Annotated in this window: 29 protein-coding genes; 8 read left to right on the top strand and 21 right to left on the bottom strand. The window is 56.2% G+C overall.

All coding sequences use genetic code 11. The features are described 5' to 3' along the window. Positions 1–35 precede the first annotated feature (35 nt). On the top strand, positions 36–425 hold the full coding sequence (locus tag PMI21_RS01310; RefSeq protein WP_007941889.1) for a hypothetical protein: 390 nt from the start codon (positions 36–38) through the stop codon (positions 423–425). On the opposite strand, the gene PMI21_RS01315 is transcribed toward PMI21_RS01310, so the two are convergent. The 4 genes from PMI21_RS01315 to PMI21_RS01330 form a co-directional block, all read right to left on the bottom strand. After that, the gene (locus PMI21_RS01315) at positions 426–1,043 is read right to left on the bottom strand and encodes a hypothetical protein (RefSeq protein ID WP_007941887.1); all 618 of its coding nucleotides are present in this window, start codon (positions 1,041–1,043) and stop codon (positions 426–428) included. A gap of 270 nt (positions 1,044–1,313) precedes the next feature. Further along, positions 1,314–3,227 carry a DNA cytosine methyltransferase gene (locus PMI21_RS01320; RefSeq protein ID WP_007941884.1) on the bottom strand — a complete coding sequence of 638 codons (1,914 nt, stop codon included), beginning with the start codon at positions 3,225–3,227 and terminating at the stop codon, positions 1,314–1,316. A gap of 88 nt (positions 3,228–3,315) precedes the next feature. Continuing rightward, positions 3,316–3,663, bottom strand: coding sequence for a hypothetical protein (locus tag PMI21_RS29595; RefSeq protein ID WP_007941883.1), 348 nt, complete (start codon positions 3,661–3,663; stop codon positions 3,316–3,318). Further along, the gene (locus tag PMI21_RS01330; RefSeq protein ID WP_007941881.1) at positions 3,660–3,977 is read right to left on the bottom strand and encodes a hypothetical protein; all 318 of its coding nucleotides are present in this window, start codon (positions 3,975–3,977) and stop codon (positions 3,660–3,662) included. The genes PMI21_RS29595 and PMI21_RS01330 overlap by 4 nt, the downstream gene beginning before the upstream one ends. A 99-nt stretch (positions 3,978–4,076) precedes the next feature. Between PMI21_RS01330 and PMI21_RS01335 the strand changes: the two genes are divergently transcribed. Continuing rightward, complete coding sequence (locus PMI21_RS01335; protein WP_007941880.1) at positions 4,077–4,514, top strand: hypothetical protein; 438 nt, start codon at positions 4,077–4,079, stop codon at positions 4,512–4,514. A gap of 10 nt (positions 4,515–4,524) precedes the next feature. On the opposite strand, the gene PMI21_RS01340 is transcribed toward PMI21_RS01335, so the two are convergent. Together PMI21_RS01340 and yejK are read right to left on the bottom strand one after the other, a co-directional pair. Next, complete coding sequence (locus PMI21_RS01340; protein ID WP_007941879.1) at positions 4,525–4,932, bottom strand: hypothetical protein; 408 nt, start codon at positions 4,930–4,932, stop codon at positions 4,525–4,527. A gap of 52 nt (positions 4,933–4,984) precedes the next feature. After that, a complete protein-coding gene (gene yejK, locus PMI21_RS01345) occupies positions 4,985–5,992 on the bottom strand; it encodes a nucleoid-associated protein YejK (RefSeq protein WP_007941878.1) in 1,008 nt (335 codons plus the stop codon). A gap of 130 nt (positions 5,993–6,122) precedes the next feature. Here yejK and PMI21_RS01350 point away from each other — a divergent pair, with 130 nt between their 5' ends. Next, positions 6,123–6,632 carry a hypothetical protein gene (locus PMI21_RS01350; protein WP_007941877.1) on the top strand — a complete coding sequence of 170 codons (510 nt, stop codon included), beginning with the start codon at positions 6,123–6,125 and terminating at the stop codon, positions 6,630–6,632. 132 nt (positions 6,633–6,764) lie between these two features. On the opposite strand, the gene PMI21_RS01355 is transcribed toward PMI21_RS01350, so the two are convergent. From PMI21_RS01355 to PMI21_RS01415, 15 genes are all read right to left on the bottom strand, one after another. After that, the gene (locus tag PMI21_RS01355) at positions 6,765–7,091 is read right to left on the bottom strand and encodes a hypothetical protein (protein ID WP_007941875.1); all 327 of its coding nucleotides are present in this window, start codon (positions 7,089–7,091) and stop codon (positions 6,765–6,767) included. Between the two features lie 75 nt (positions 7,092–7,166). After that, on the bottom strand, positions 7,167–7,628 hold the full coding sequence (locus tag PMI21_RS01360) for a hypothetical protein (protein WP_007941874.1): 462 nt from the start codon (positions 7,626–7,628) through the stop codon (positions 7,167–7,169). Continuing rightward, positions 7,625–7,867 carry a hypothetical protein gene (locus PMI21_RS01365; protein ID WP_007941872.1) on the bottom strand — a complete coding sequence of 81 codons (243 nt, stop codon included), beginning with the start codon at positions 7,865–7,867 and terminating at the stop codon, positions 7,625–7,627. The genes PMI21_RS01360 and PMI21_RS01365 overlap by 4 nt, the downstream gene beginning before the upstream one ends. Before the next feature lie 7 nt (positions 7,868–7,874). Beyond that, entirely contained in the window at positions 7,875–8,438 is a 564-nt protein-coding gene (locus tag PMI21_RS01370; RefSeq protein WP_007941871.1) for a siphovirus Gp157 family protein, read from the bottom strand. Further along, positions 8,435–9,172 (bottom strand): hypothetical protein, encoded by a 738-nt coding sequence (locus PMI21_RS01375; RefSeq protein ID WP_007941870.1) that lies wholly within the window; start codon positions 9,170–9,172, stop codon positions 8,435–8,437. The genes PMI21_RS01370 and PMI21_RS01375 overlap by 4 nt, the downstream gene beginning before the upstream one ends. A gap of 155 nt (positions 9,173–9,327) precedes the next feature. Then, a complete protein-coding gene (locus PMI21_RS29760; protein ID WP_007941868.1) occupies positions 9,328–9,504 on the bottom strand; it encodes a hypothetical protein in 177 nt (58 codons plus the stop codon). After that, entirely contained in the window at positions 9,501–9,701 is a 201-nt protein-coding gene (locus PMI21_RS01380) for a hypothetical protein (RefSeq protein ID WP_007941866.1), read from the bottom strand. Before PMI21_RS01380 ends, PMI21_RS29760 begins: the two co-directional genes overlap by 4 nt. Then, complete coding sequence (locus PMI21_RS01385) at positions 9,701–9,889, bottom strand: hypothetical protein (RefSeq protein ID WP_007941864.1); 189 nt, start codon at positions 9,887–9,889, stop codon at positions 9,701–9,703. Before PMI21_RS01385 ends, PMI21_RS01380 begins: the two co-directional genes overlap by 1 nt. Then, the gene (locus PMI21_RS01390; RefSeq protein ID WP_238541248.1) at positions 9,886–10,362 is read right to left on the bottom strand and encodes a hypothetical protein; all 477 of its coding nucleotides are present in this window, start codon (positions 10,360–10,362) and stop codon (positions 9,886–9,888) included. The genes PMI21_RS01385 and PMI21_RS01390 overlap by 4 nt, the downstream gene beginning before the upstream one ends. A gap of 486 nt (positions 10,363–10,848) precedes the next feature. After that, positions 10,849–11,604 (bottom strand): hypothetical protein, encoded by a 756-nt coding sequence (locus PMI21_RS01395; protein ID WP_007941858.1) that lies wholly within the window; start codon positions 11,602–11,604, stop codon positions 10,849–10,851. 722 nt (positions 11,605–12,326) lie between these two features. Then, the gene (locus PMI21_RS01400; protein ID WP_007941856.1) at positions 12,327–12,578 is read right to left on the bottom strand and encodes a DUF1654 domain-containing protein; all 252 of its coding nucleotides are present in this window, start codon (positions 12,576–12,578) and stop codon (positions 12,327–12,329) included. Positions 12,579–12,752: 174 nt separating this feature from the next. Further along, positions 12,753–12,971, bottom strand: a complete 219-nt coding sequence (locus PMI21_RS01405) for a hypothetical protein (protein WP_007941855.1) — start codon at positions 12,969–12,971, stop codon at positions 12,753–12,755. A gap of 80 nt (positions 12,972–13,051) precedes the next feature. Then, positions 13,052–14,035: a hypothetical protein gene (locus PMI21_RS01410; protein WP_007941851.1), complete on the bottom strand. Its 984-nt coding sequence runs from the start codon at positions 14,033–14,035 to the stop codon at positions 13,052–13,054. After that, on the bottom strand, positions 14,029–14,586 hold the full coding sequence (locus PMI21_RS29590) for a DUF6932 family protein (protein WP_007941850.1): 558 nt from the start codon (positions 14,584–14,586) through the stop codon (positions 14,029–14,031). The genes PMI21_RS01410 and PMI21_RS29590 overlap by 7 nt, the downstream gene beginning before the upstream one ends. A 52-nt stretch (positions 14,587–14,638) precedes the next feature. Beyond that, entirely contained in the window at positions 14,639–15,361 is a 723-nt protein-coding gene (locus PMI21_RS01415; protein ID WP_007941848.1) for a LexA family transcriptional regulator, read from the bottom strand. A 104-nt stretch (positions 15,362–15,465) separates the two neighbouring features. On the opposite strand from PMI21_RS01415, the gene PMI21_RS01420 reads away from it, so the two are divergent. The 5 genes from PMI21_RS01420 (at position 15,466) to PMI21_RS01440 (ending at position 17,606) form a co-directional block, all read left to right on the top strand. Beyond that, entirely contained in the window at positions 15,466–15,669 is a 204-nt protein-coding gene (locus tag PMI21_RS01420) for a Cro/CI family transcriptional regulator (RefSeq protein WP_007941846.1), read from the top strand. Between the two features lie 35 nt (positions 15,670–15,704). After that, on the top strand, positions 15,705–15,908 hold the full coding sequence (locus PMI21_RS01425) for a hypothetical protein (protein WP_007941844.1): 204 nt from the start codon (positions 15,705–15,707) through the stop codon (positions 15,906–15,908). A gap of 21 nt (positions 15,909–15,929) precedes the next feature. Next, positions 15,930–16,124, top strand: coding sequence for a hypothetical protein (locus PMI21_RS01430; protein WP_007941843.1), 195 nt, complete (start codon positions 15,930–15,932; stop codon positions 16,122–16,124). A 187-nt stretch (positions 16,125–16,311) separates the two neighbouring features. Beyond that, a complete protein-coding gene (locus PMI21_RS01435; RefSeq protein WP_007941842.1) occupies positions 16,312–16,734 on the top strand; it encodes a phage regulatory CII family protein in 423 nt (140 codons plus the stop codon). A 65-nt stretch (positions 16,735–16,799) separates the two neighbouring features. Beyond that, entirely contained in the window at positions 16,800–17,606 is an 807-nt protein-coding gene (locus tag PMI21_RS01440) for a Rha family transcriptional regulator (RefSeq protein ID WP_007941841.1), read from the top strand. Position 17,607: the final 1 nt, after the last annotated feature.

Genomic DNA, 17,607 nt, shown 5'->3' with positions numbered 1-17,607 from the left:
AATGCCGCACGCCGCGAGCAAAAGGATGCCTAGCCGTGGTTAAATATTTTCCGTTTGTGCTAACGCTGTCGATGAGTGCGGCGTTTGCGTATGAGCCTGATCGAGCATTAAACAATCTTGCGCACGAGCTTGCTGAGTGCGCCGGGTTTTACGTGGTCTCAGCGAAAATTCTCGAGTCTCAGAACCCTGAACTAGCTGAGCGAAGTAACAAAGCCGCAGATACTGCGCTGGATTACTCCAAAGCTCTTACCAGTGCGAAGCTGACTCGCGCCAGAACCGAAATGGCGATTAAGTCGATGTTGAAAGATTTGGATAATGACGTCTCGAACTTTTCCATTCTGCTGAACAAATACGCTGACCAATGTGGCGAAACTGTTTCTGACCCGGTCAAGCGAATGGACTATTGGAAACAAAAGCAGGGCTGATCATCCTGCAATCTCCATCGATACCAGATCATGGGCATTCACTACCGTCTGCTGCGGCTGTTCTTGGCGCAACGCCTGCTGCACCGCATGGATAATGCGTTCGAGATAGGCGTAATCGGGGTTTGGCTCGGTTGTATCATTCGTCATGTGCCACCACTCGTCGCCGAACAGCCTGGTCATCAGTTCGCTGTGCGCGCCGTGGAGATGATCAATTGATGGTGAGTCACGAAGATCTTCAGCCGCGTCGAATAGTTCGCGCGCCTCATCTGATCCATAAAAAAACCGGCGCCGTTCTTTCAGCACCAGGCGCTGCGCTTCGTTTGCCAGGGCTTCACCGCTGAATTGCCGCGATCTCAGCGATTGGTCGAAGTAACCGATGATGTAGCTGGTGTTGAGCTCGCAGAAGAACTGCGCGACGGTGTGGCCGTCCCACATTCCACCCCAATAAGCCGTCCAGCTCTTGCCCCAGCAACTGACGGTGATTTTGCCACGGCATGGGGCCAAGCCCTCAAGGAACACGGTGATCGGATCGAGCCGTGGTTCGCCAGTGATCACCAGCTTCGTGACAGTCGAGCGCTCAACCAGCAGCGGCTCGGCCGGTTTGTTTTCTGTGGGCATGGGGCGTCCTATGCCGGGTCATGCCCGGGCGGTTATTTGAGGAGATTGGAAAAGCCAAAGATGAGTCGAGAGGCGGGCCGGCACTTTGAAGCCGGATGTATTGGTAAGAGAAGCTTCTTGCCCACCCCTACCGATTAACTGAGGGCTACCCAATGAGACACATCGCTGAAGAACTCGTCCGGCAGGTGCTGATCGATCAGGCGATCAATCAAATGTACCGCTTGATCGAATGGCTCAACACGGCGCCATGGCAGATATGGTTTGCGTGAGTCAGGCCGCAAGGCGCTGGTAAAGCTCGATGATGTCGGCGGCGTTGGCCGCGACCAGCGCCTCGGCCTCGTCTGGACAGACGCTGTTGCCGATCAGCCGCACCTGATCAGTCTTGTTGATGTCGCGCCACTCTTCGGCGCCGGTCACTGGGTCGACGAACAGCCCGCGGTCGATGATGTAGTCCTTGTCGAATCCCTGGGCTGCTTTCAGTTCTGGTGGCTGCAGCATGCGCAGGGTGATGTCCACCAGCACATAGCCACCGACCATCACCATTTCAGCCGGATCTTTGAAATGCTCCGGCAGGTATTCATGCATGAATGCCGCACAACGGCGGGAGCCTTCCATCTGCTCAGGCGTCAGTGTGTTCGGCACCTGAACGACCTCAACCAGTGCTACCCGGTCTTTCGTGGGTAGCGTGTGCATCGGCTCGGCCAGAGATATCCCGTCCTTCTCGTTGCCGTAGTACTTCACCAGGTAGGCGTTGACCAGCCGCTGATTGGCGCCGGACTGGCAGATGGTCGAGAGCGGCGAGTCGGCGGCGCGGCCATCACCGTCGTAGAACCCACCGTTCGCCTGTTCAAAGAACGCCGCCGATACCGCATGGTGCCCGGTGCTGGTAGCGACCACGCCAAGCGGGCTGGCAACGTCTGCCCCAACTGACCCTTTCCGAAGGGTGACCATGTTCGCCGAGACAAGCGCTTGCTCGCCGCGGTTGGCGCCAGTGACCGTGCGGAAGGGGTCATTAGGCGAGTAACCGCTTCGCTCACCGTGGTGAGTAAGGTGGGTCAGATGGCAAGCAGCCATGGCGAAGTGGCCGCCTTTGACCTGGGCGACCTGAGTACGCAGTGGTTCCTGCGCATCGAAGTTGCGTTGTGCAGAGCCGTTGGCGCACTCGGTGAGGAATGGCGCGACGACTGGCTGCACCAGGGCGTGGTGAGTGCCGCCGGCGCTGATGGTCGACAACGCTTCGTCCGTGCCGTGGGTGCTGGTGTGTGATTCCGAGGTGCCCCGCATCGGGACAATGAACGGCTTGGCGCTGGTCAGCACATGACGCCAGCAGCCTTTGGCAACGCGGCGCATAGTGTTCTCAGCCATAGGCTTCTCGCGGAAGATGGTGCGGCCAAGATTGCTCCAGTCGATGCACTCAGCAGCGGTTCGCCATGGCTGCTGTTTGGCGGTCGGCACCTTGTGGCGCTTCGGCGCTGGCCAAACGATCGGCTTGCCGTCACTTCGTGCCACCAGGTACAGGCGCTTGCGGATAGTTGGGGTGCCAGCGTTCGCCGCGATGCGTTCGCGCCATTCGACGTCGTAGCCCAGGCCGCGCACCAGCGCTTCCATCGGAACGAACTCGCCGATGGCGCCCATGATCTCCAGCATATCCGGGTGATCGGCGGGCAGCCCGACGCTGATAGCAGCAATGAACGCCTTGAAGGTGCGCCCGCGTTCGGCCTTGATCGGTTGGCCTTCATCGTCGATCGGTCCCCAGTCGCAGAACTCCTCAACGTTCTCGAGGAAGAGCAGCCGTGATTTTGTGATGAACAGCCAGCGGATCACCACCCATGCCAGCCCGCGAACGCCTCGGTCACGCGGCGCGCCACCCTTAGCTTTGCTGTGATGCCGGCAATCAGGGGATGCCCAGATAATCGCCACTGGCTGGCCGCCGGTTGCTTTGCGAGGGCACACTTCGTACACGTCGGCGACATAGTGCTCTGTCTGTGGGTGGTTGGCGCGGTGCACGGCCAGGGCGATTGGGTTGTGGTTTACCGCTACGTCCGGTTCCCGATACGCCCGGGCAATACCGGTGCTGGCGCCACCGCCGCCGGCGAACAGGTCCACCACCAGTTCCTTTTCGAACGGCAGGCCCATGGTTGGCTGACCATGGATGAACTGGGGAAACATCTGTTGTGCAGACATAAAGGATCCTCGCCGGCTGGCATGATTCGAAAGTTAGTGATTGAGAGGTGTCGGGTGTCAGGCAGCGTGAGACTTTGCTGGAACCCAGTCAGCGAACCCGACCTTTGGCGCGCCGGTTTTGGCATTCAAGATCGGCTTGCTCTTGGCGTCGACCAGCACCGCCTTCGTGCGAATCTTCAAGTCGCGACAAACGATGCTGACCCTGGCCATCTCCATGAACTGCTGCGCGTACTGGGGGGGCGTCGAACATCGGAGACAGGCGGACGCATTTCTTGCCGGCCATGATCCTTGCCACCTCGACCTCAACTGCCAGCTCCCACTCAGCGATGGTCCGCTCAACCATCTTTCCGTTTTCCATCTTGTAGGTGTTGGTGTGCTCTTTGGCCTCTTCGCGAGCCCAGTTCTCACTCATTCCGAATACGGCAAAGGTGCTCATGGCATCACTCCAGGCAGTCGAGCGCTTTTTTGCAGCAGCTCGTTAAGTGAAAGCTCCCGATCGTCTGGGTCCATTGCTCGCTTGATCCACTGGCAGGCCTCAGCGGCACCATCGCGAAGATTTTCGAGTTCGTCTTCGTCATCGCTCGCCTGGCTTTCGAGGCGGCGGATGTCTTCACGCAGCTCTTCACGCTCGGCGCTCGGGTCGATGCTCTGCGAGGTGAAGCGTCGGGTCAGTTCGGCGGCGGCCGCCGGATCAAGAGCGGCGTAGTGCAGGCACTCTTCGTCGCTCAAAGCATTTGCAGGAATGCTCATTGGTTACCTCCAGGCAAACGCCTGCCTCGCCGGCTGGCGTGATTCGTTGAAGTGGGGTATTTGTGTTCGGCCTGGCATGGGGCCGGAAACGGAGGAAAGATGAAGAGCACATATCGCGACGTGCTAAAACGAATCTATAAATCGAACTCGGTTCATGCGCTGGATGTGATCAGCAGCATTGAGCGCTCACACGGTGATCACCGGGACTTCTATCCGCTTGTCGCCCTTATAAACTCAGGACACATCGGCTACACCGGCGCAGCACCTGATCCGTCAGTTGATTTTGCTGACACCATGTTGACCCACACGTTTCAGTGCTATTCCCAAGGCCCGGGCAGGCAGCATTACAAAACAGCTACAGTGATTCGTGGTGCAGAAAGTGAAGACGTGTATTTCTTCATAGGCCCCAAAGGAATCGAATACTTCGAGACGAAAAGGTCAGACAACAAAAAGATTCTGATCTCCGCAGGTTTCAGTCTTTTGGCGGGTGTGACGGTTGCAGTTATTTCCTTCCTACTGAAACAATCAACGCAATAGTTCAGCGCGCTCAGGTGCGCCGAACCTTGAAAAAGCACATGGCCTTGCCGCTATCGAAACAATCTTCCAGGCGCTTGAATGCTTGATACTTTGCCTGGCTTCTGGTCGCCGCCCAGACGCGCTCAACGTAGCGTCTGGCATCTCCGATATCGTGCACTACGTCGAACCAGTCGTAGCACTTCGCGGTCATCACCTGCCATTCTTTTAGAGGCAGGGTCTTTGCCATCTCGCCATATTGCATTTCGTGGGTCGGGTGATAGTTGCTGATCCGCTTCTTGGGGTCCTCATCCAGTACCACGCCGATGTAATGACCGCGATCAGCCAGGATAACGCCAGGCTTTCCGTAGGCGATGACGCGGCGGCCGATTTCGGCGGGCACCTGATAGTGCTGCCGGACGTATGCGCAGTTGTGGCTCATGGTGATATTCCAGTCAGGTGCCGCCATCCGATCGGGGCGGCTTGCAGATTGTTCAGGCTGCCGCGCGCTTGAGCTGCTCGGTAAGTTGGGTCGGCAAACCGCGTAGAGTCAGCGTGCCACCGGCTTCGTCGAATTCGATCTTCGATCCGAGCAGATGCTGCTCGAAGCTGATCGACAGGCCCTCGGCGCGGCCAGTAAAACGCCGGAATTTGTTGAGGGTCTTCTTGTCCGGCGGCAGGGTGTCGGAAAGTCCATAGTCGGTGGCCTTGATGAAGTCCGCGAAAGCCTTTGGATGGTCCTCATCGATCAGCTCTGATAGCTCGTTGAGGGTGATTGGCTCGCCCATCTTGGCTTGGGCCATGGAGTAGCTGACGAGGGTCTGGGTCTTCTCGCGGGCGGACTCTTCGCCCAGATCCTCGCTTTCAACGAAGTCACTGAACGCCTTGAGCAAGGTGCGGGTTTCACCCGGCCCATCGATCCCTTCTTGGCAACCGATGAAGTCGCGGAAATACTCGCTGACCTTGCGACCCTGCTTGCCCTTGAGATACGAGATGTACTGGCGCGACTGTGGGTTGTTCTTCCACTCACTGAGGTTGATGCGCGTGGCCAGGCGGATATGGTCCAGGTCCAGACGCTTGACCGTCATCAGGTGCAGCTCCTCGGTCATGGTCACCGCTTCGGTTTCCTGCACCAAGGCAATGATCAGGTAATCGGTCAGGCCTTGCTGGTAGTGGCAGAAGAGGGCATGCCCGCCAGTGGTCAGGTTCGATTCTTCCATCAGCTTGGTCAGGTGCTCGACGGCAATGGTGCTGAACTCGAGGAAATCAGAGCCACCTGCCAGGTATTTGGCGAGCCATCCACTGAGTGGGTGAGCGCCTGACTCATGATGAAATAAGCCCCAGGCCTTACCGGCGGTGGCGTTGTAGCTCTCGTTGAACTGCTGGACAAGATCGTCGCGGGCCTGACTCTTGACCTGCTCGGCGCCGCCGAGGAACAGAGCAGTCGGGCTGCCGTCGGGCTTCTTGTCGATCTTATGAATCACGCTGTGGAGAACAGGCATTGCGGTTACCTCGGGTAGGCGCCGCCCTCCGTGACCGGATGCGACAGTGGAATTGGAGGGGGAGATATTGCTCCATCGACAACGGATGGCATTTTGATATAGTCGGGATCGAATCGAAGAAGGGCTCCCGATGTACCAACAACAGTATTGGGTTGAGTTACAGAACCTTAAGGCGCACGTCTACTACCTGGAGCTGTATCAGCTGGGATCTGAGTCTGTTGAACGATGGATCAGCATCATTCTGGCTATTGCATCGTCGGCGAGCATAGGTGGGTGGGTGATCTGGAAGGATTACGCTTTTGTTTGGGCGTTTTTTATTATGATCACCCAGGTTATATCGGTGGTTTATAAGTTCCTCCCTTTTAAGGCGCGAATAAAGCCGCTGGCTACCGCAGGAGTAGAGCTCTCTCTTTTAGCTGATGATGCTGAAAAAGGCTGGTTTGATGTAGCCCAAGGAAATCTGACTGAGCGTGAAATCAATGACAAACGTTTTGCGATACGGAAGAAAAAGTCTGCTGTAATGAAGTCAGCTTTTTCAGGAATGGTTTTTCCAGAAAATGAAAAGCTGATGGCCAAAGCAGAAGATCAAATGCGGAAATATTTCAAAAGCCATTATCAGGAGCTTCAAGATGAGCGATAACAAACCGTCTACCGGTCACAAGCGGCCATCGGGCCCAACCCAAGCAAATGACAGAGGTCTACCGCCGGTACAAAATACTTTGCCAATGCCTAAAGTACAGCCGCCCAAAAAAGATAAGTAACCACCCAAAATTCAAACGGGTGCGAAGCTCTCGTCGCCCGGGTCTTTGCGTAGCTCGCGCAAACTCTCATCCCGAAACATCCGCGCCACGTTTTCGCTTATCTGCACCTTGTGGCGCGGACTTTCCATCACTTGATAGGAGAGAGTCGGTCCGAGCGCATGAGCGTTCAGAATCAGGTTCTGCACCGCTTCGTTGATTTCCGTGACACCATTCCAGGCCATCAGCTCATCAAGCTTCTGCCGGGTGCCCAGCCTGACCCGATGCCGCAATTCCTTCTCGTCGTACTGGATTCGTTTCTCGGCAGCTTTGGCCGATCGTTCCTTTCCACTCTTGGCCATGCCCTGCCTCTTCAATTCCACTGGCCGGTAATGCCAGCCAGGTTTGTCGTTTGCGTTGTTGGGTGCGGAAACGTCTCACGCTGCTACCTTCACCTGATTCCACGCACCGACAGCTTCGAAGATGCGATAGGCGTGGGCTTCGTCGAGCGACACCGCTTCGGGAATCGCGATCCAGCCCGATGCAACCAGGTGCTGCGGGTTCGCGCTGTCGCGGATGTCCCGGTAGCAATGCTCGATCACTTCTTCAAGGTGGTCGGAGAGGTACATGCCGTCCGGTGCGATCTCCACCGACTTCAGGTAACGATTGCCGGCGTGATCAATGCACAGCGCACTGAGGAAGATCGTCCAGTGGTGGGCAATCTCGCACACAGCCTGACCAATTTTCCCGGGAGCGATGTTCTTGAGCGACTTGTAATTGATCATCCCCTGCCGGCCGCTCGGGTCGATGTTGACCACCGCGACGTGGTTGGTTCGCACCAGGGACCGGCACGACCGATCGATTCGCGCCTTGATGTTGTGCGGTTTGCGCTTGCTCATAGTGAGTCCGCCATCTTGCGAAGAGCCCTGCGCTCGGCCAGAGACAGCGGCTTGGGGCGCCGCTTGGGTACCGTTTCAGGGTCTATTTTCTGTGAGCGGGGCGGCGGCAGTGGATTGCGCGGCGGGCTTCTCAGTTGGGCGATCTGCCCGCCGGCAGCCAGATACTGGGCGACCTGATCAGATATCGCTTCGGCCTGTGGCCGGTGCTGTTCGACCAGATTTAGGTGGTTGCTGATCATGGCTGCCTCATTTGATCCGGATTGAGCTCTCGCCGCGCTCCAGGTGAGCCCAAACAGGCTCCTCCAACAGTTCGGCCTCGGCGTCTTCGCCGGCTTCAATGCGTTTGCGTACCGCGGCGTTGTGATCGCGGATTTCTTTGAGCTTCGCCGCAATCGTCTTTTTGTCCGGCGAGAACACGGTCTTCGTTTCGATGAAGTCGTCGGGGATCTCGTCCTCTTTGTCGACGATTACTTTTTCCGGTGCCAGAGCCAGGGTGATGGTGAACAGTGGGCGCTTGATCGACTTGATGTCGGCGGCCTCCATGTTACGGCGCAGGTAGTCGCTGATTTGGCTGACGCTATTCTTCTTCACACGTTTCAGCTCGTTGAGCCGCTCGACCTCTTTGTCGATGGCATCGATATCGCTTTCGATGTTTCGGCGCAGCATGACGATGTTATCGGCCTTCACTTCGAACTCACCCTGGATCGCGTCCATGGTGTCTTGCAGGGCCTCTTTCAGGCCCTCGTCGTCGGTGTCGGCCATGGCTTGAAGTTCGGCCATCTGGCCGGTGAGCTTGTAGAGCTGGGTCATGCTGCGTTCTCCCGTTCGGCGGCGTCAGTAATGCGTTTCCACTCCAGCGAAATGCGCTCGGCGCCTTTGGTGTCTTTGCGGAGAGTCAGCTTGCGCACAGCGGTGTCGTGGATCTTCTTGAGTTCTTGGGCAGACTGGGCGCCGGCCATGGTGTCGATAACCGACCTGATGAATTCCAGGCGCTCTTGCTGCTGGCGCTCGATCTCTTGCTGCTTGTCTTCTGCCTTGGCGATCGCCACTTCATCGCGAACGGTCTCGACATACGCTGCATCGTCGAACATGCCCATGTGGATGTCTGCTGCGAACCCGAGAGGTTGAAGGCACTTGCCGATGGCATCCGTGAGCGACTTTTTCGCTGCTTCCCAGTCGGTAATGATCTTGCCTTGCTGCAGCAATACGAACGGCGTGTGACCGTAGTGCTGAACAGTGCATTTCTGGCCCTCTTTGCCCAGATACCAAAGCTCAATCTTCACTGTGTGCAGCTTGGCGTTAATGAGTGGAGCTCCGGGCCATTCCTTGGTGGGGGCCTGGAGCGGTGCACCCTCGTCGAAGCGCTCTTCAAGGACAGTCCAGCCCCAGCCTTCACCGCACGGCCCGAATATCTCAGTAGCCTTGCGCATCAGGTAAGTCGGCTTGATGGCGGTGCCTTTGAAGCCGCCCATGCCGGTGAAATTCTTGGTGGCGCTTGGATCGGTGGTATCGACCAGATCCCAGATCCGCATATTCGTGGACATGAGTGTTCCTTGCCGCGATGCACGCAGCGTTGAAGGTGTGAGTTATTGAGTGAAGCGGCCAGCGAAAGCAGCGATAAGCAACGCTGCATTGCAGGCGGTGAGGGCGGTAAACGAGCTTCTCCAGAAGAAGATGCGGCGGTATCGCTGGCGCGTATTCACTGATGTTCCTCCAGCGACAGAAGCCTCTCGCCCAGCTTGATCTTGGCGGCGACCTGCTCGCGAGTGACGCCGGCGATCTGGGCAACCTCTGTCAGCGGCAGGCCCTCCCGTCGAAGCTTGGCGCAGCGTTTGGCCAGGTTCTGGCCGCGCAAATGTGCGCCGTGGCCACTCATTCTTTACGCTCCAGCTGAGCAACTCTGTAACGCAGTACCTGCAGGACACGACCGCCATAGCTTGGCTCAGCGTACTGCTCGACTGGCGCACCGAAGAAGCCGCGGCGTTCGGCCAGGCCGTAAGCCTCGCGCAAGTTGTGGGCGCTGATGTCCTCGAGCTGTTCGTCGATCAGCGTTTTGACTGGTGAGGTAGTCATCATGCCTCCTTGCGCTGCTGGCAAATGTTTCGCAGCCGCTTGCAGTAGTGGTTGAACTCGTCGATGGTGATTGCGCCGTCGGTGAAGAGGCGCGTTATCAGCTCCTGGACCAACAAGCTGATGTCTTCTTGGTCGGATGGTGCGGACACGCCCTCAAGGGCCTGATCGATCAGGATGTGCGGGCTCAAAATCCGCACCTCCGCTCAAGGCGGTCCTGCTCCTCCTGAAGCGCAACGGCCTTGGCCGCGTGAGGCTTCAGTAGCTCAAGCGCGATATCCTTCAGCGCCGACTTGGAGCCGAGCAGGTAGATGGCCATGTCCATCATCAGGCTGGATGTGCTGTAACCCAGGGCGGCGATCACCAGCTGGCCGAGAGCATCTTTCTTGTCTTCGCCGTCGATCTGGCGCTGGTTCACATGGTCCTGAACAGCCTTGTAAAGCTCGGCTTGGGTCACTTCACCGCGATCTGCGCGGATACCCCAGCTGACGACGAAGCCTCGCATCAGGTTTTCAGCGTTCGCTTCCAGCCATTGAATCTCCGCCAGGTCGTCTTCGCTCACCGGAGGCGGCAGAAGGTTGTCGTATTGAATCTGAGCCTTGCGTAGTGCTGACATGGTCGCCTCCAAAGTGGCGGGTGTTGATCCAACAAAACTCGGCTGCACTCATCCGTTCCGCTGGTTGCCGTTGGGCGCGGAGGGGAGTGCATGCGGGTGGTGTCGGAGGGGAGGGATGTATCGCTGCTATATTTCAGCGAGTCCTTCGGTGAAATCGAGGTCAAAATGAGCTGGGATGAGCGCAGGTACAAAGCGACCTGCAGCGATTGTGGGCATGAAGGTGTACAGATCTGGCGTTCAGATGAATGGGGTAGAACAGAGGAACGCTGGGAAGGCTTTAACACCGTCCCTGCAAACGACTACGAGCTTTATCGTAAACGCTCCGAAGCGATAATCCCTGTGTGCAAATGTGGAAGCAGGAACGTGGTCACGGACAGAACTCCGTTATCTTGAAGCCAAAGCTTGCCGGTTACGTCTCCGGCGCGAACTTCCACCGCCGTGTTGATTCCCTGGGTTGATGCAGGTGGGCGGTTATAGGCCGCAGTTTCGTCCGCATCCGTCTGCCCACTCGGTGAATGGACAGAGGTGATGCTGTCAGTCGTAAATGCCGTAGCTGAAATCGTCTTCTTCGCAATCCACCAGTATCTTGGAGGCGCCGAAGTAGAGAGCGGCAAGCAACTTCTCGAACTTCGATCTGAAGCGCAGGGTTTGGCCGATCTTTTCGTTGTCGATGCGGGCGGCGTAGACGGTGCCAACCTGCCGGCCTTGTTCGTCACGATCTTTGCCGCGCTTATCAAACGAGATGTGAATCGCGTTATCCAGGTTGTATTCGCTGCGTTCGCGGCTGCTGTAGGGCGATTCTTCTTTTGGCTTTTTGTCGAAGTAGATGTGCAGGCCGCCGTATTCCGATTCTTGAAAGCGTATGTCCGGTCGTTCCCAGCGTTCTTCTGCGGCGCTTTCCTTATGGTCGTCGACGAAGGCTTCGAGAAGGTCTTGCAGACTGACTACCTCGGGCATCTGGTCCTTGGTGAGAACGTCGTCGATGGCTTCCTGAGCGCGCCGCACCATGTCGGCCTCTACGCCGCTGGTTTCCCACTTTTCCTTCAACGCTTTGGCGATCATGTCGTTGTAGCGCGTCAACTCGAAAACCGTAGCCAGGTTGGCTGGTAGCGCCGCCTTGATGGACTCCTCAACCTGCTTGCCCATGTCGCCGTAACGACCAAAGCAGTTGTCGATGACTTTGGTGAACATGATCTTCACATGCTCATCGATGATTGCTGCCGGCTGGTCACCCACAGCAAATGCAGTGACTCGCTCAACCAGCAGCGTTTGAAGGGTTTGCTCGCTCATTTGGTACTCCGTGCTTGTCGGTTGTTTTCCCAATGCGCCCGTCACCAGGTGCATCAGTGAAACTTTCCGCCGTGACCCGCTACTGGCGTCGGTCACTGGCTTGAATCGAATGTGCCCGGCCTCGCTACTGGCGACAGGCCGGGATTGTTGCGTCAGCGATGTGCGCCGGTTACCCGCTGCTGATTGCAGGACTGGCTATCGTTTGGTGGGCGTCGAGCTTCCTCCCCGCGGCGTCAAACAGCATCTGTTCGCCATGGATCACAGGTCCTTACAACATGCACGCTACAGCTCTGAATGCCCGACTGATGGGGGCAGGGTGCATGAGGTCCAGCGCTCCTCGTAGCCGAGGCTCGGAGTGCTAATTCAATTCGTTGTCTCTCCCTTCTGCCGCTGGGATTCGCGGGGCGCATTGCTTGCCGGGTCATTCACACGGTTAAGACGTTTCACCATCGAGCAGCCGTCCAGGTTGTTCCTGTCGTGGGCAGGCTTTCGGGCCTGTCTGCTCGCCGGTCGCCGGTAGAGGCAATGCGGTCTGTTGTGTTTCGTTTGTTGCGCTGACTGTTAAAGAGCGGCGGGTCTCTTGAGGCCCTTCGCTGGCGGTCCCGATGTGGGGACTGGGTTGCGATGGAATAAACATTACTGGCGATAATATTATTAGTCAAGACCGCAGGTAATAAAATAATTCGCAGGTAATAAAAAGCCCGCTCAGCGGCGGGCTCATTTCAGGCTTCGCAGTACTCTCGCCACCCGATCCTTACCGCGCCGCTCTCAAGGCGCTCCAGGCTTACACCGCTGGTCTCTTCAATCTCCTGAAGGACTTGCTGCCATGCTTCAGCGGGTTCGGCTTCAAGCCTGGTGACGGTGATGGCCTGGACCTTTTGTACGTTGGGTGCGGCAATCAGGCGCTGGATGCGCCGACCAACCAATTCATATGACTCTCTGGCTTGTGATACGGGGGACGCTATTTCTGACATAGGAAAGCTCCTTGCTAAAGCTGTATGTATATACAGTATTGTTCCTGTCATATTTTGGCAAGAGACATGTTCTATCTGGTACGGGGGGAGGGGGCGCATTTTCTCCGGGCACAAAAAAGCCCGCGCTTGGCGGGCCCATACTCTGTTGCGCATATCGGGAGGAAGTCGCCTCGATCAGTCCGATCGTTGAGTCTTCAGTCTGGCTAAGCCCTGTTTGATATGCCCGGTGTTCTCGCGGATCGTATCCAGAGCGCCGCGGACGTTACCGCCGATCTCGATCGCGCCTTGGCTCTCAACCAGCAACGTCAGCTCCATAATGGCTGCCTCCAAGGCGAGCTGGTTTTCGCACATGCGTTCGAGGACGTCAGGGAGAGAGTATTCGTTGGCGGGCATGGTTTCGACTCCGTTCGAGGGAATGGAGAGCGTAGCAGGGCAGGCGGGAATGAAAAGCCCGGCGCTGGGCCGGGCTTCTTTCAATCGTTAGAAATCGTGATTGAATGCTGATCAGTTATCTCTTTGACATGCTTTATGTCGGACGCAAACATAAGTCTTGGTCTTCCCGAATCATCACACTCGTAATCGCCAGAAACGGAGATCAGATTCCCGAGAATCTTTTGTCCAAGCTCACTCGAAACCCCTGGCATTACGCATCGGAGAGTTCCTATACCTTTGATATTTCTCAAGTGGAATCGACCAGAGTCAAGGTCAACCTCTCGCACCTCACCCACGAACGATCCTTGCCGCTTTTTAAGAGTGATTGGTTTGCGTAATGCTTCCCGCAACACAACCCTCTCGCGGGTTGTGAGCTCTCCTTGCCCAGCGTCGGGAGAGGAGATATCCAATGTGTGTATGCCAGCCTTTCCGGTTGGAGACAATCTGAAGATAGCCTCCAAGCTGGCATCACGCATAGCAGGATCTGGAATTAACTCAGCGATACCGTAATTCAGTGTTTCGTCTTCGATAAAATCCGGAATTGTTGGTAGCTGTCGGATTGCAAATTTGAGCGCACTATAGATTGCTTCAGGCTCAGTGCTTCCCATAACAGAGGGAAGAGGCGACACGAAGAAACCAGCGTAGATACTTCCCGGAGCAAACCCTGAAAATCTTAAGTCTAGATTTTTGGAAAGGCGCTTAGCATCCATATCGGATAGATTGAAGATCGCTTTTGCTAGCAGCTTGATTTGTTTTTCGGCGGAGGTGCAAAGCCAATTAAATGCGTGCAGGCCTGGTGTATTTGTGGCTGTCGACGGCCCTTCAGCGTGGAAGACAAGGTCAGAGCTATCTCTAATCTGAGCAAGGGGCATTTCTTCCAGATACAGCTCTTCGAGCTTGTATTGGAATAGCTCAATCATGCCTGAGAGATTCACTCCGCTGGAAACCTCGGACATTCTTGCAGCCGCTATTTGATTCTGAAATGCCGATGCTCGTTTATGAACTTGCTCTACCCACGTCACCATGGTGTCACCTCAATGATTCCTCGGCGATCCTTCTCGTTTAGACCCTTTTTGCTAGCTGATTTGGGTCCGACATACTGAAAGAAATCGTAAAAATTTGGCTGCCCTGCCAGATCAAAGGTGACATAGAAATCTGCTCCATACTCCTTCTTGATACGAATGTGTTCGACCTTAGAGCCTATCGTGCAAAGGCCTGCTCGATGCGAGATCTGGTCGTTTGGAAGGTAGATGGATGACTCAATATCACCTGGGGTTACCTTATCAGATAAAAAGCTGCCGGCGATGATCAATGGAAGACCATTCCCCGCAACGCGCAGTTCCGCTTCAACAAAACGCTGAAAATTGCGCATTAGGCTTCTTCTATGCCCGCTGACGCAGAACATCTGCTTGACCTCGTCCCAAGTCGCAGAGTGGCAACCAGCAGGCAAAAAACCACGGTCATCGAGTGGTGGTAAAGGCAAATCGCATCTCCCTGCTCCAGTATCCTTTTTTCTGATCCGTGCGATGTGTGTTGCTTCCACAAAACGCAATCGATCGCGATTCAGCGAATACATCGCTCACCAGAACACGTGTCCGATGATCGCGATCTGTTGCTGGGCCATAGCCCTAAAACTTCTGCAACGCACGAACCACAACACCAACGATCCGACAGTCCTCATTGAACGGCTCGATCCGCCAGGCAGGATTCAGCGGCTTCAGGAATAGCTTCCCACCATCATTGACGAGCTTCTTGAATGTCGCCTCATTGCTGTCTGGCAGCTTGGCGATCACCAGCTTCCCAGGCGCTGCTTCTGCCTCGGTATCCACCAGAATCAGCGTGCCTTCCGTAATGCTTTGGCCGACAGGCGAGGTCATCGAGTCGCCCTTGACCTCAAGCCAGAACGCGGCCCCCTTGGAGTCGTACTCGGAAAACTCGTAGCGATCAGAGAAACCAGCCGGGTAGGGCTCCACGGCCTCTGCCCAAGCGCCGGCAGCGACCCAGCTGATTACTGGATAACGGTACGATTCGACAGGCTGGCGGGCTTCGCCCACGTTGGATTCGGACGAGTCTGAAATCCCTCTGATTTCCTTCGCCAGGCGCTCACTGAAGTCTGAAACCGGAACCTGAAGGTAACGGGCAAAAACTGCCGCCGCCTCAATATTAAGAGCATTTCGTCCAGTCAAATAATGGCTGGCCGCGCTTTGGCTATTCGCCTTCAGCCCCTCGATCGCGATTTTTTCCTGGCTGATCCCCAGGGCCTTCTTCTTTGCCTTGTAAATGGCATTTAGCGCTTCGCACTCAGCCTTTTCGATGTCGCTGAGCGAGCGTTTTTTGGTCGGTTTATTCATGCGCTGACTGTATTACTTCAGGTATTAACACGCTAAGACCGCCGATATTTACTTAATAAAGACCGCAGGTAATACTTGCGCATGCACCGCGCAGGAGAACCCGTATGCAACGCACACCACTGAAAGAATTTGTCGCGAAGGTTGGGCAGATCAAAGCCGCAGCAGCACTTCGCATGAGTCAAGGCGGAATCAGCAAGGCCTTGAGGGCGGATCGCGAGGTTTATGTAACCGAGCGTGCTGATGGCTCGATTGAGGCTCAGGAATTGAAGCCATTTCCTGCGCATCACAACAAACAGTCCGCCGCCTAACCCAGTCCAGTCACACCGAAAGCGGAAGTGAACCTATGGCCTACGACGATAAAACGCATCGGCACGAGCACCAAGTGAAGGTGCGCCTCGATGACGAAGTCTTCCAGGAGCTGAAGGACGTAGCCCGCGACATGAAGCTGCAACACAGCGTGCTTAGCCGAGAAATCATCGAGGCCGCGCTTGAGGTCAGGCGGACGCTCGGAGAGCTGCCGTTTGAACTGGAGAAAAGACGCGCCTGACAAGGCCGAAAAGGGGGACTCATGCCCAGTGCAGTAGTTGAACTCAGGAAGGGCGCAACAGAAGAACTGGCGCGATGGGCGTCGGAGATCGGAATCACCCCGGACGCCTTGGCCACTGAGCTTTTGCGACTGGCCATACCAGGACTCAAGAAAGCGATCTGCGACGGTGTCCCGCCCGATAGCAACAACGTGGTCGCCTTCACCCCCAAGCGTTGATTCACCGCCCTAATTAGGGACTGCCGGGATAGAAGGGCAGGCCGGTAACGCATTTCAAGATTGGCGCCGGTCCCTGGTTCGGGACTGGAAGAAAAGGCGGTCATGGATTCATCCCTGATCAGTTGATGAACGAATTATCGACTTGTTGGCGTATCGCCACCACGGAAACAGTACCGAGGTTTTACGAATGGAAGATTTTCTGCGGGCCTGCCAGAGCGCTGTTCTGGATAACGAGGCAAAAGCGCTGGCAACAAAAATGGGCATTCCGCACGTCGGTCTGCTTCAGCGCGCCAACCCGGACAACGATGCTCACCACCTGACCGTGGAGCATTTGTTCGGGATCTTGCTGCACACCGGCGACATGCGCCCATTAGTGGCGCTGGCGAATGAATTCGGTTTCGACTTGGTCGCTAAGTCCGCTCCCCAGCCCCAAGCGCTTACTAAATCCCTGATCAGTGTCGGTAAGGAAGTGGCCGATCTGACCATCGCTGTTCACCAAGCGCTCGACGATAACCATGTCAGCACTTTCGAGAAGTCCCTGATCCGCCAAGAAATCAACCATGTTCGCCAGAGCCTGGACGTGATGGATGCGTCGGTAAAGGTCGCCTGAATTTCAGACACAAAAAAGCCGACGTACGAGGTCGGCTGATTCGATAACACTTTGTGAGGCCGATTATGCAGAGCCAGCCCAATTCAAGCAATACCCCGAACCATGTCGCGACACGTTTTCATAATTCGCAAAACGTGTCGCGCACCACTATGTCCTCTCGCGAAATCGCAAATGTCACCGGCAAGCGCCACGACAACGTGAAGCGCGACATTGTGACAATGCTTAAAGACCTGAAAGTAGATGTACTCAGTTTTGAGGACATCTATCTGGATGGTCGCAACCGGGAGCAAGTCCAGTACTTGCTCGACCGCGATCACACCGACTGCTTGTTGACCGGCTACAGCGCTGCGATGCGCCTCAAGGTGATTCGCCGCTGGCGCGAACTTGAGCAGCAGGGCGGCGCTCGCCAGGCAGTAATTGCGAATGGAACCAAGGTCGTCGGTGAACTGGCGATCCTTGAGTGCTTCACACGTCTCCTGAAGCCGGCGCCATCCAGCCAGGTGCTGATGCTGGCCAAGATCGCCGCAAATAATGGCCTCGACGCACAGTTCCTCCCAGGATATGCCATCGATGCCGCACCAGATGCCACCGGCGGCAGTTCCATGCCGACCAAGGCCGTTACCGCGCTGATCAAGGATCATGGCATCGCCAGTACCGCAGCAGCCTTCAACCGTGCGCTGGCCGCAAAAGGTTTCCTCAAGCAGCTCCAGCGCAAGAACTCCAAGCAGGTGATGGTCGACTTCTGGTGCGTGACCGACAAGGGCATGACTTACGGTAAGAACCTCACCAACCCCCAATCCCCCCGCGAGACGCAACCTCACTGGTACGTCGATCGTTTCCTTGAACTGGCTTCATTGGTCGGGAAAGCCTGAC

It is taken from the genome of Pseudomonas sp. GM18 (genome assembly GCF_000282195.1).
Lineage (GTDB): Bacteria > Pseudomonadota > Gammaproteobacteria > Pseudomonadales > Pseudomonadaceae > Aquipseudomonas.
This window is presented reverse-complemented; position numbering and strand designations above follow the sequence as displayed.

What these genes read in the sequence shown, in the direction of transcription:
- PMI21_RS01315 (WP_007941887.1), bottom strand. Translation starts at nt 1,043, where the DNA reads ATGCCCACAGAAAACAAACCGGCCGAGCCGCTGCTGGTTGAGCGCTCG.
- PMI21_RS01320 (WP_007941884.1), bottom strand. Translation starts at nt 3,227, where the DNA reads ATGTCTGCACAACAGATGTTTCCCCAGTTCATCCATGGTCAGCCAACC.
- PMI21_RS29595 (WP_007941883.1), bottom strand. Translation starts at nt 3,663, where the DNA reads ATGAGCACCTTTGCCGTATTCGGAATGAGTGAGAACTGGGCTCGCGAA.
- PMI21_RS01330 (WP_007941881.1), bottom strand. Translation starts at nt 3,977, where the DNA reads ATGAGCATTCCTGCAAATGCTTTGAGCGACGAAGAGTGCCTGCACTAC.
- PMI21_RS01335 (WP_007941880.1), top strand. Translation starts at nt 4,077, where the DNA reads ATGAAGAGCACATATCGCGACGTGCTAAAACGAATCTATAAATCGAAC.
- PMI21_RS01340 (WP_007941879.1), bottom strand. Translation starts at nt 4,932, where the DNA reads ATGAGCCACAACTGCGCATACGTCCGGCAGCACTATCAGGTGCCCGCC.
- yejK (WP_007941878.1), bottom strand. Translation starts at nt 5,992, where the DNA reads ATGCCTGTTCTCCACAGCGTGATTCATAAGATCGACAAGAAGCCCGAC.
- PMI21_RS01350 (WP_007941877.1), top strand. Translation starts at nt 6,123, where the DNA reads ATGTACCAACAACAGTATTGGGTTGAGTTACAGAACCTTAAGGCGCAC.
- PMI21_RS01355 (WP_007941875.1), bottom strand. Translation starts at nt 7,091, where the DNA reads ATGGCCAAGAGTGGAAAGGAACGATCGGCCAAAGCTGCCGAGAAACGA.
- PMI21_RS01360 (WP_007941874.1), bottom strand. Translation starts at nt 7,628, where the DNA reads ATGAGCAAGCGCAAACCGCACAACATCAAGGCGCGAATCGATCGGTCG.
- PMI21_RS01365 (WP_007941872.1), bottom strand. Translation starts at nt 7,867, where the DNA reads ATGATCAGCAACCACCTAAATCTGGTCGAACAGCACCGGCCACAGGCC.
- PMI21_RS01370 (WP_007941871.1), bottom strand. Translation starts at nt 8,438, where the DNA reads ATGACCCAGCTCTACAAGCTCACCGGCCAGATGGCCGAACTTCAAGCC.
- PMI21_RS01375 (WP_007941870.1), bottom strand. Translation starts at nt 9,172, where the DNA reads ATGTCCACGAATATGCGGATCTGGGATCTGGTCGATACCACCGATCCA.
- PMI21_RS29760 (WP_007941868.1), bottom strand. Translation starts at nt 9,504, where the DNA reads ATGAGTGGCCACGGCGCACATTTGCGCGGCCAGAACCTGGCCAAACGC.
- PMI21_RS01380 (WP_007941866.1), bottom strand. Translation starts at nt 9,701, where the DNA reads ATGACTACCTCACCAGTCAAAACGCTGATCGACGAACAGCTCGAGGAC.
- PMI21_RS01395 (WP_007941858.1), bottom strand. Translation starts at nt 11,604, where the DNA reads ATGAGCGAGCAAACCCTTCAAACGCTGCTGGTTGAGCGAGTCACTGCA.
- PMI21_RS01400 (WP_007941856.1), bottom strand. Translation starts at nt 12,578, where the DNA reads ATGTCAGAAATAGCGTCCCCCGTATCACAAGCCAGAGAGTCATATGAA.
- PMI21_RS01405 (WP_007941855.1), bottom strand. Translation starts at nt 12,971, where the DNA reads ATGCCCGCCAACGAATACTCTCTCCCTGACGTCCTCGAACGCATGTGC.
- PMI21_RS01410 (WP_007941851.1), bottom strand. Translation starts at nt 14,035, where the DNA reads ATGGTGACGTGGGTAGAGCAAGTTCATAAACGAGCATCGGCATTTCAG.
- PMI21_RS29590 (WP_007941850.1), bottom strand. Translation starts at nt 14,586, where the DNA reads ATGTATTCGCTGAATCGCGATCGATTGCGTTTTGTGGAAGCAACACAC.
- PMI21_RS01415 (WP_007941848.1), bottom strand. Translation starts at nt 15,361, where the DNA reads ATGAATAAACCGACCAAAAAACGCTCGCTCAGCGACATCGAAAAGGCT.
- PMI21_RS01420 (WP_007941846.1), top strand. Translation starts at nt 15,466, where the DNA reads ATGCAACGCACACCACTGAAAGAATTTGTCGCGAAGGTTGGGCAGATC.
- PMI21_RS01425 (WP_007941844.1), top strand. Translation starts at nt 15,705, where the DNA reads ATGGCCTACGACGATAAAACGCATCGGCACGAGCACCAAGTGAAGGTG.
- PMI21_RS01430 (WP_007941843.1), top strand. Translation starts at nt 15,930, where the DNA reads ATGCCCAGTGCAGTAGTTGAACTCAGGAAGGGCGCAACAGAAGAACTG.
- PMI21_RS01435 (WP_007941842.1), top strand. Translation starts at nt 16,312, where the DNA reads ATGGAAGATTTTCTGCGGGCCTGCCAGAGCGCTGTTCTGGATAACGAG.
- PMI21_RS01440 (WP_007941841.1), top strand. Translation starts at nt 16,800, where the DNA reads ATGCAGAGCCAGCCCAATTCAAGCAATACCCCGAACCATGTCGCGACA.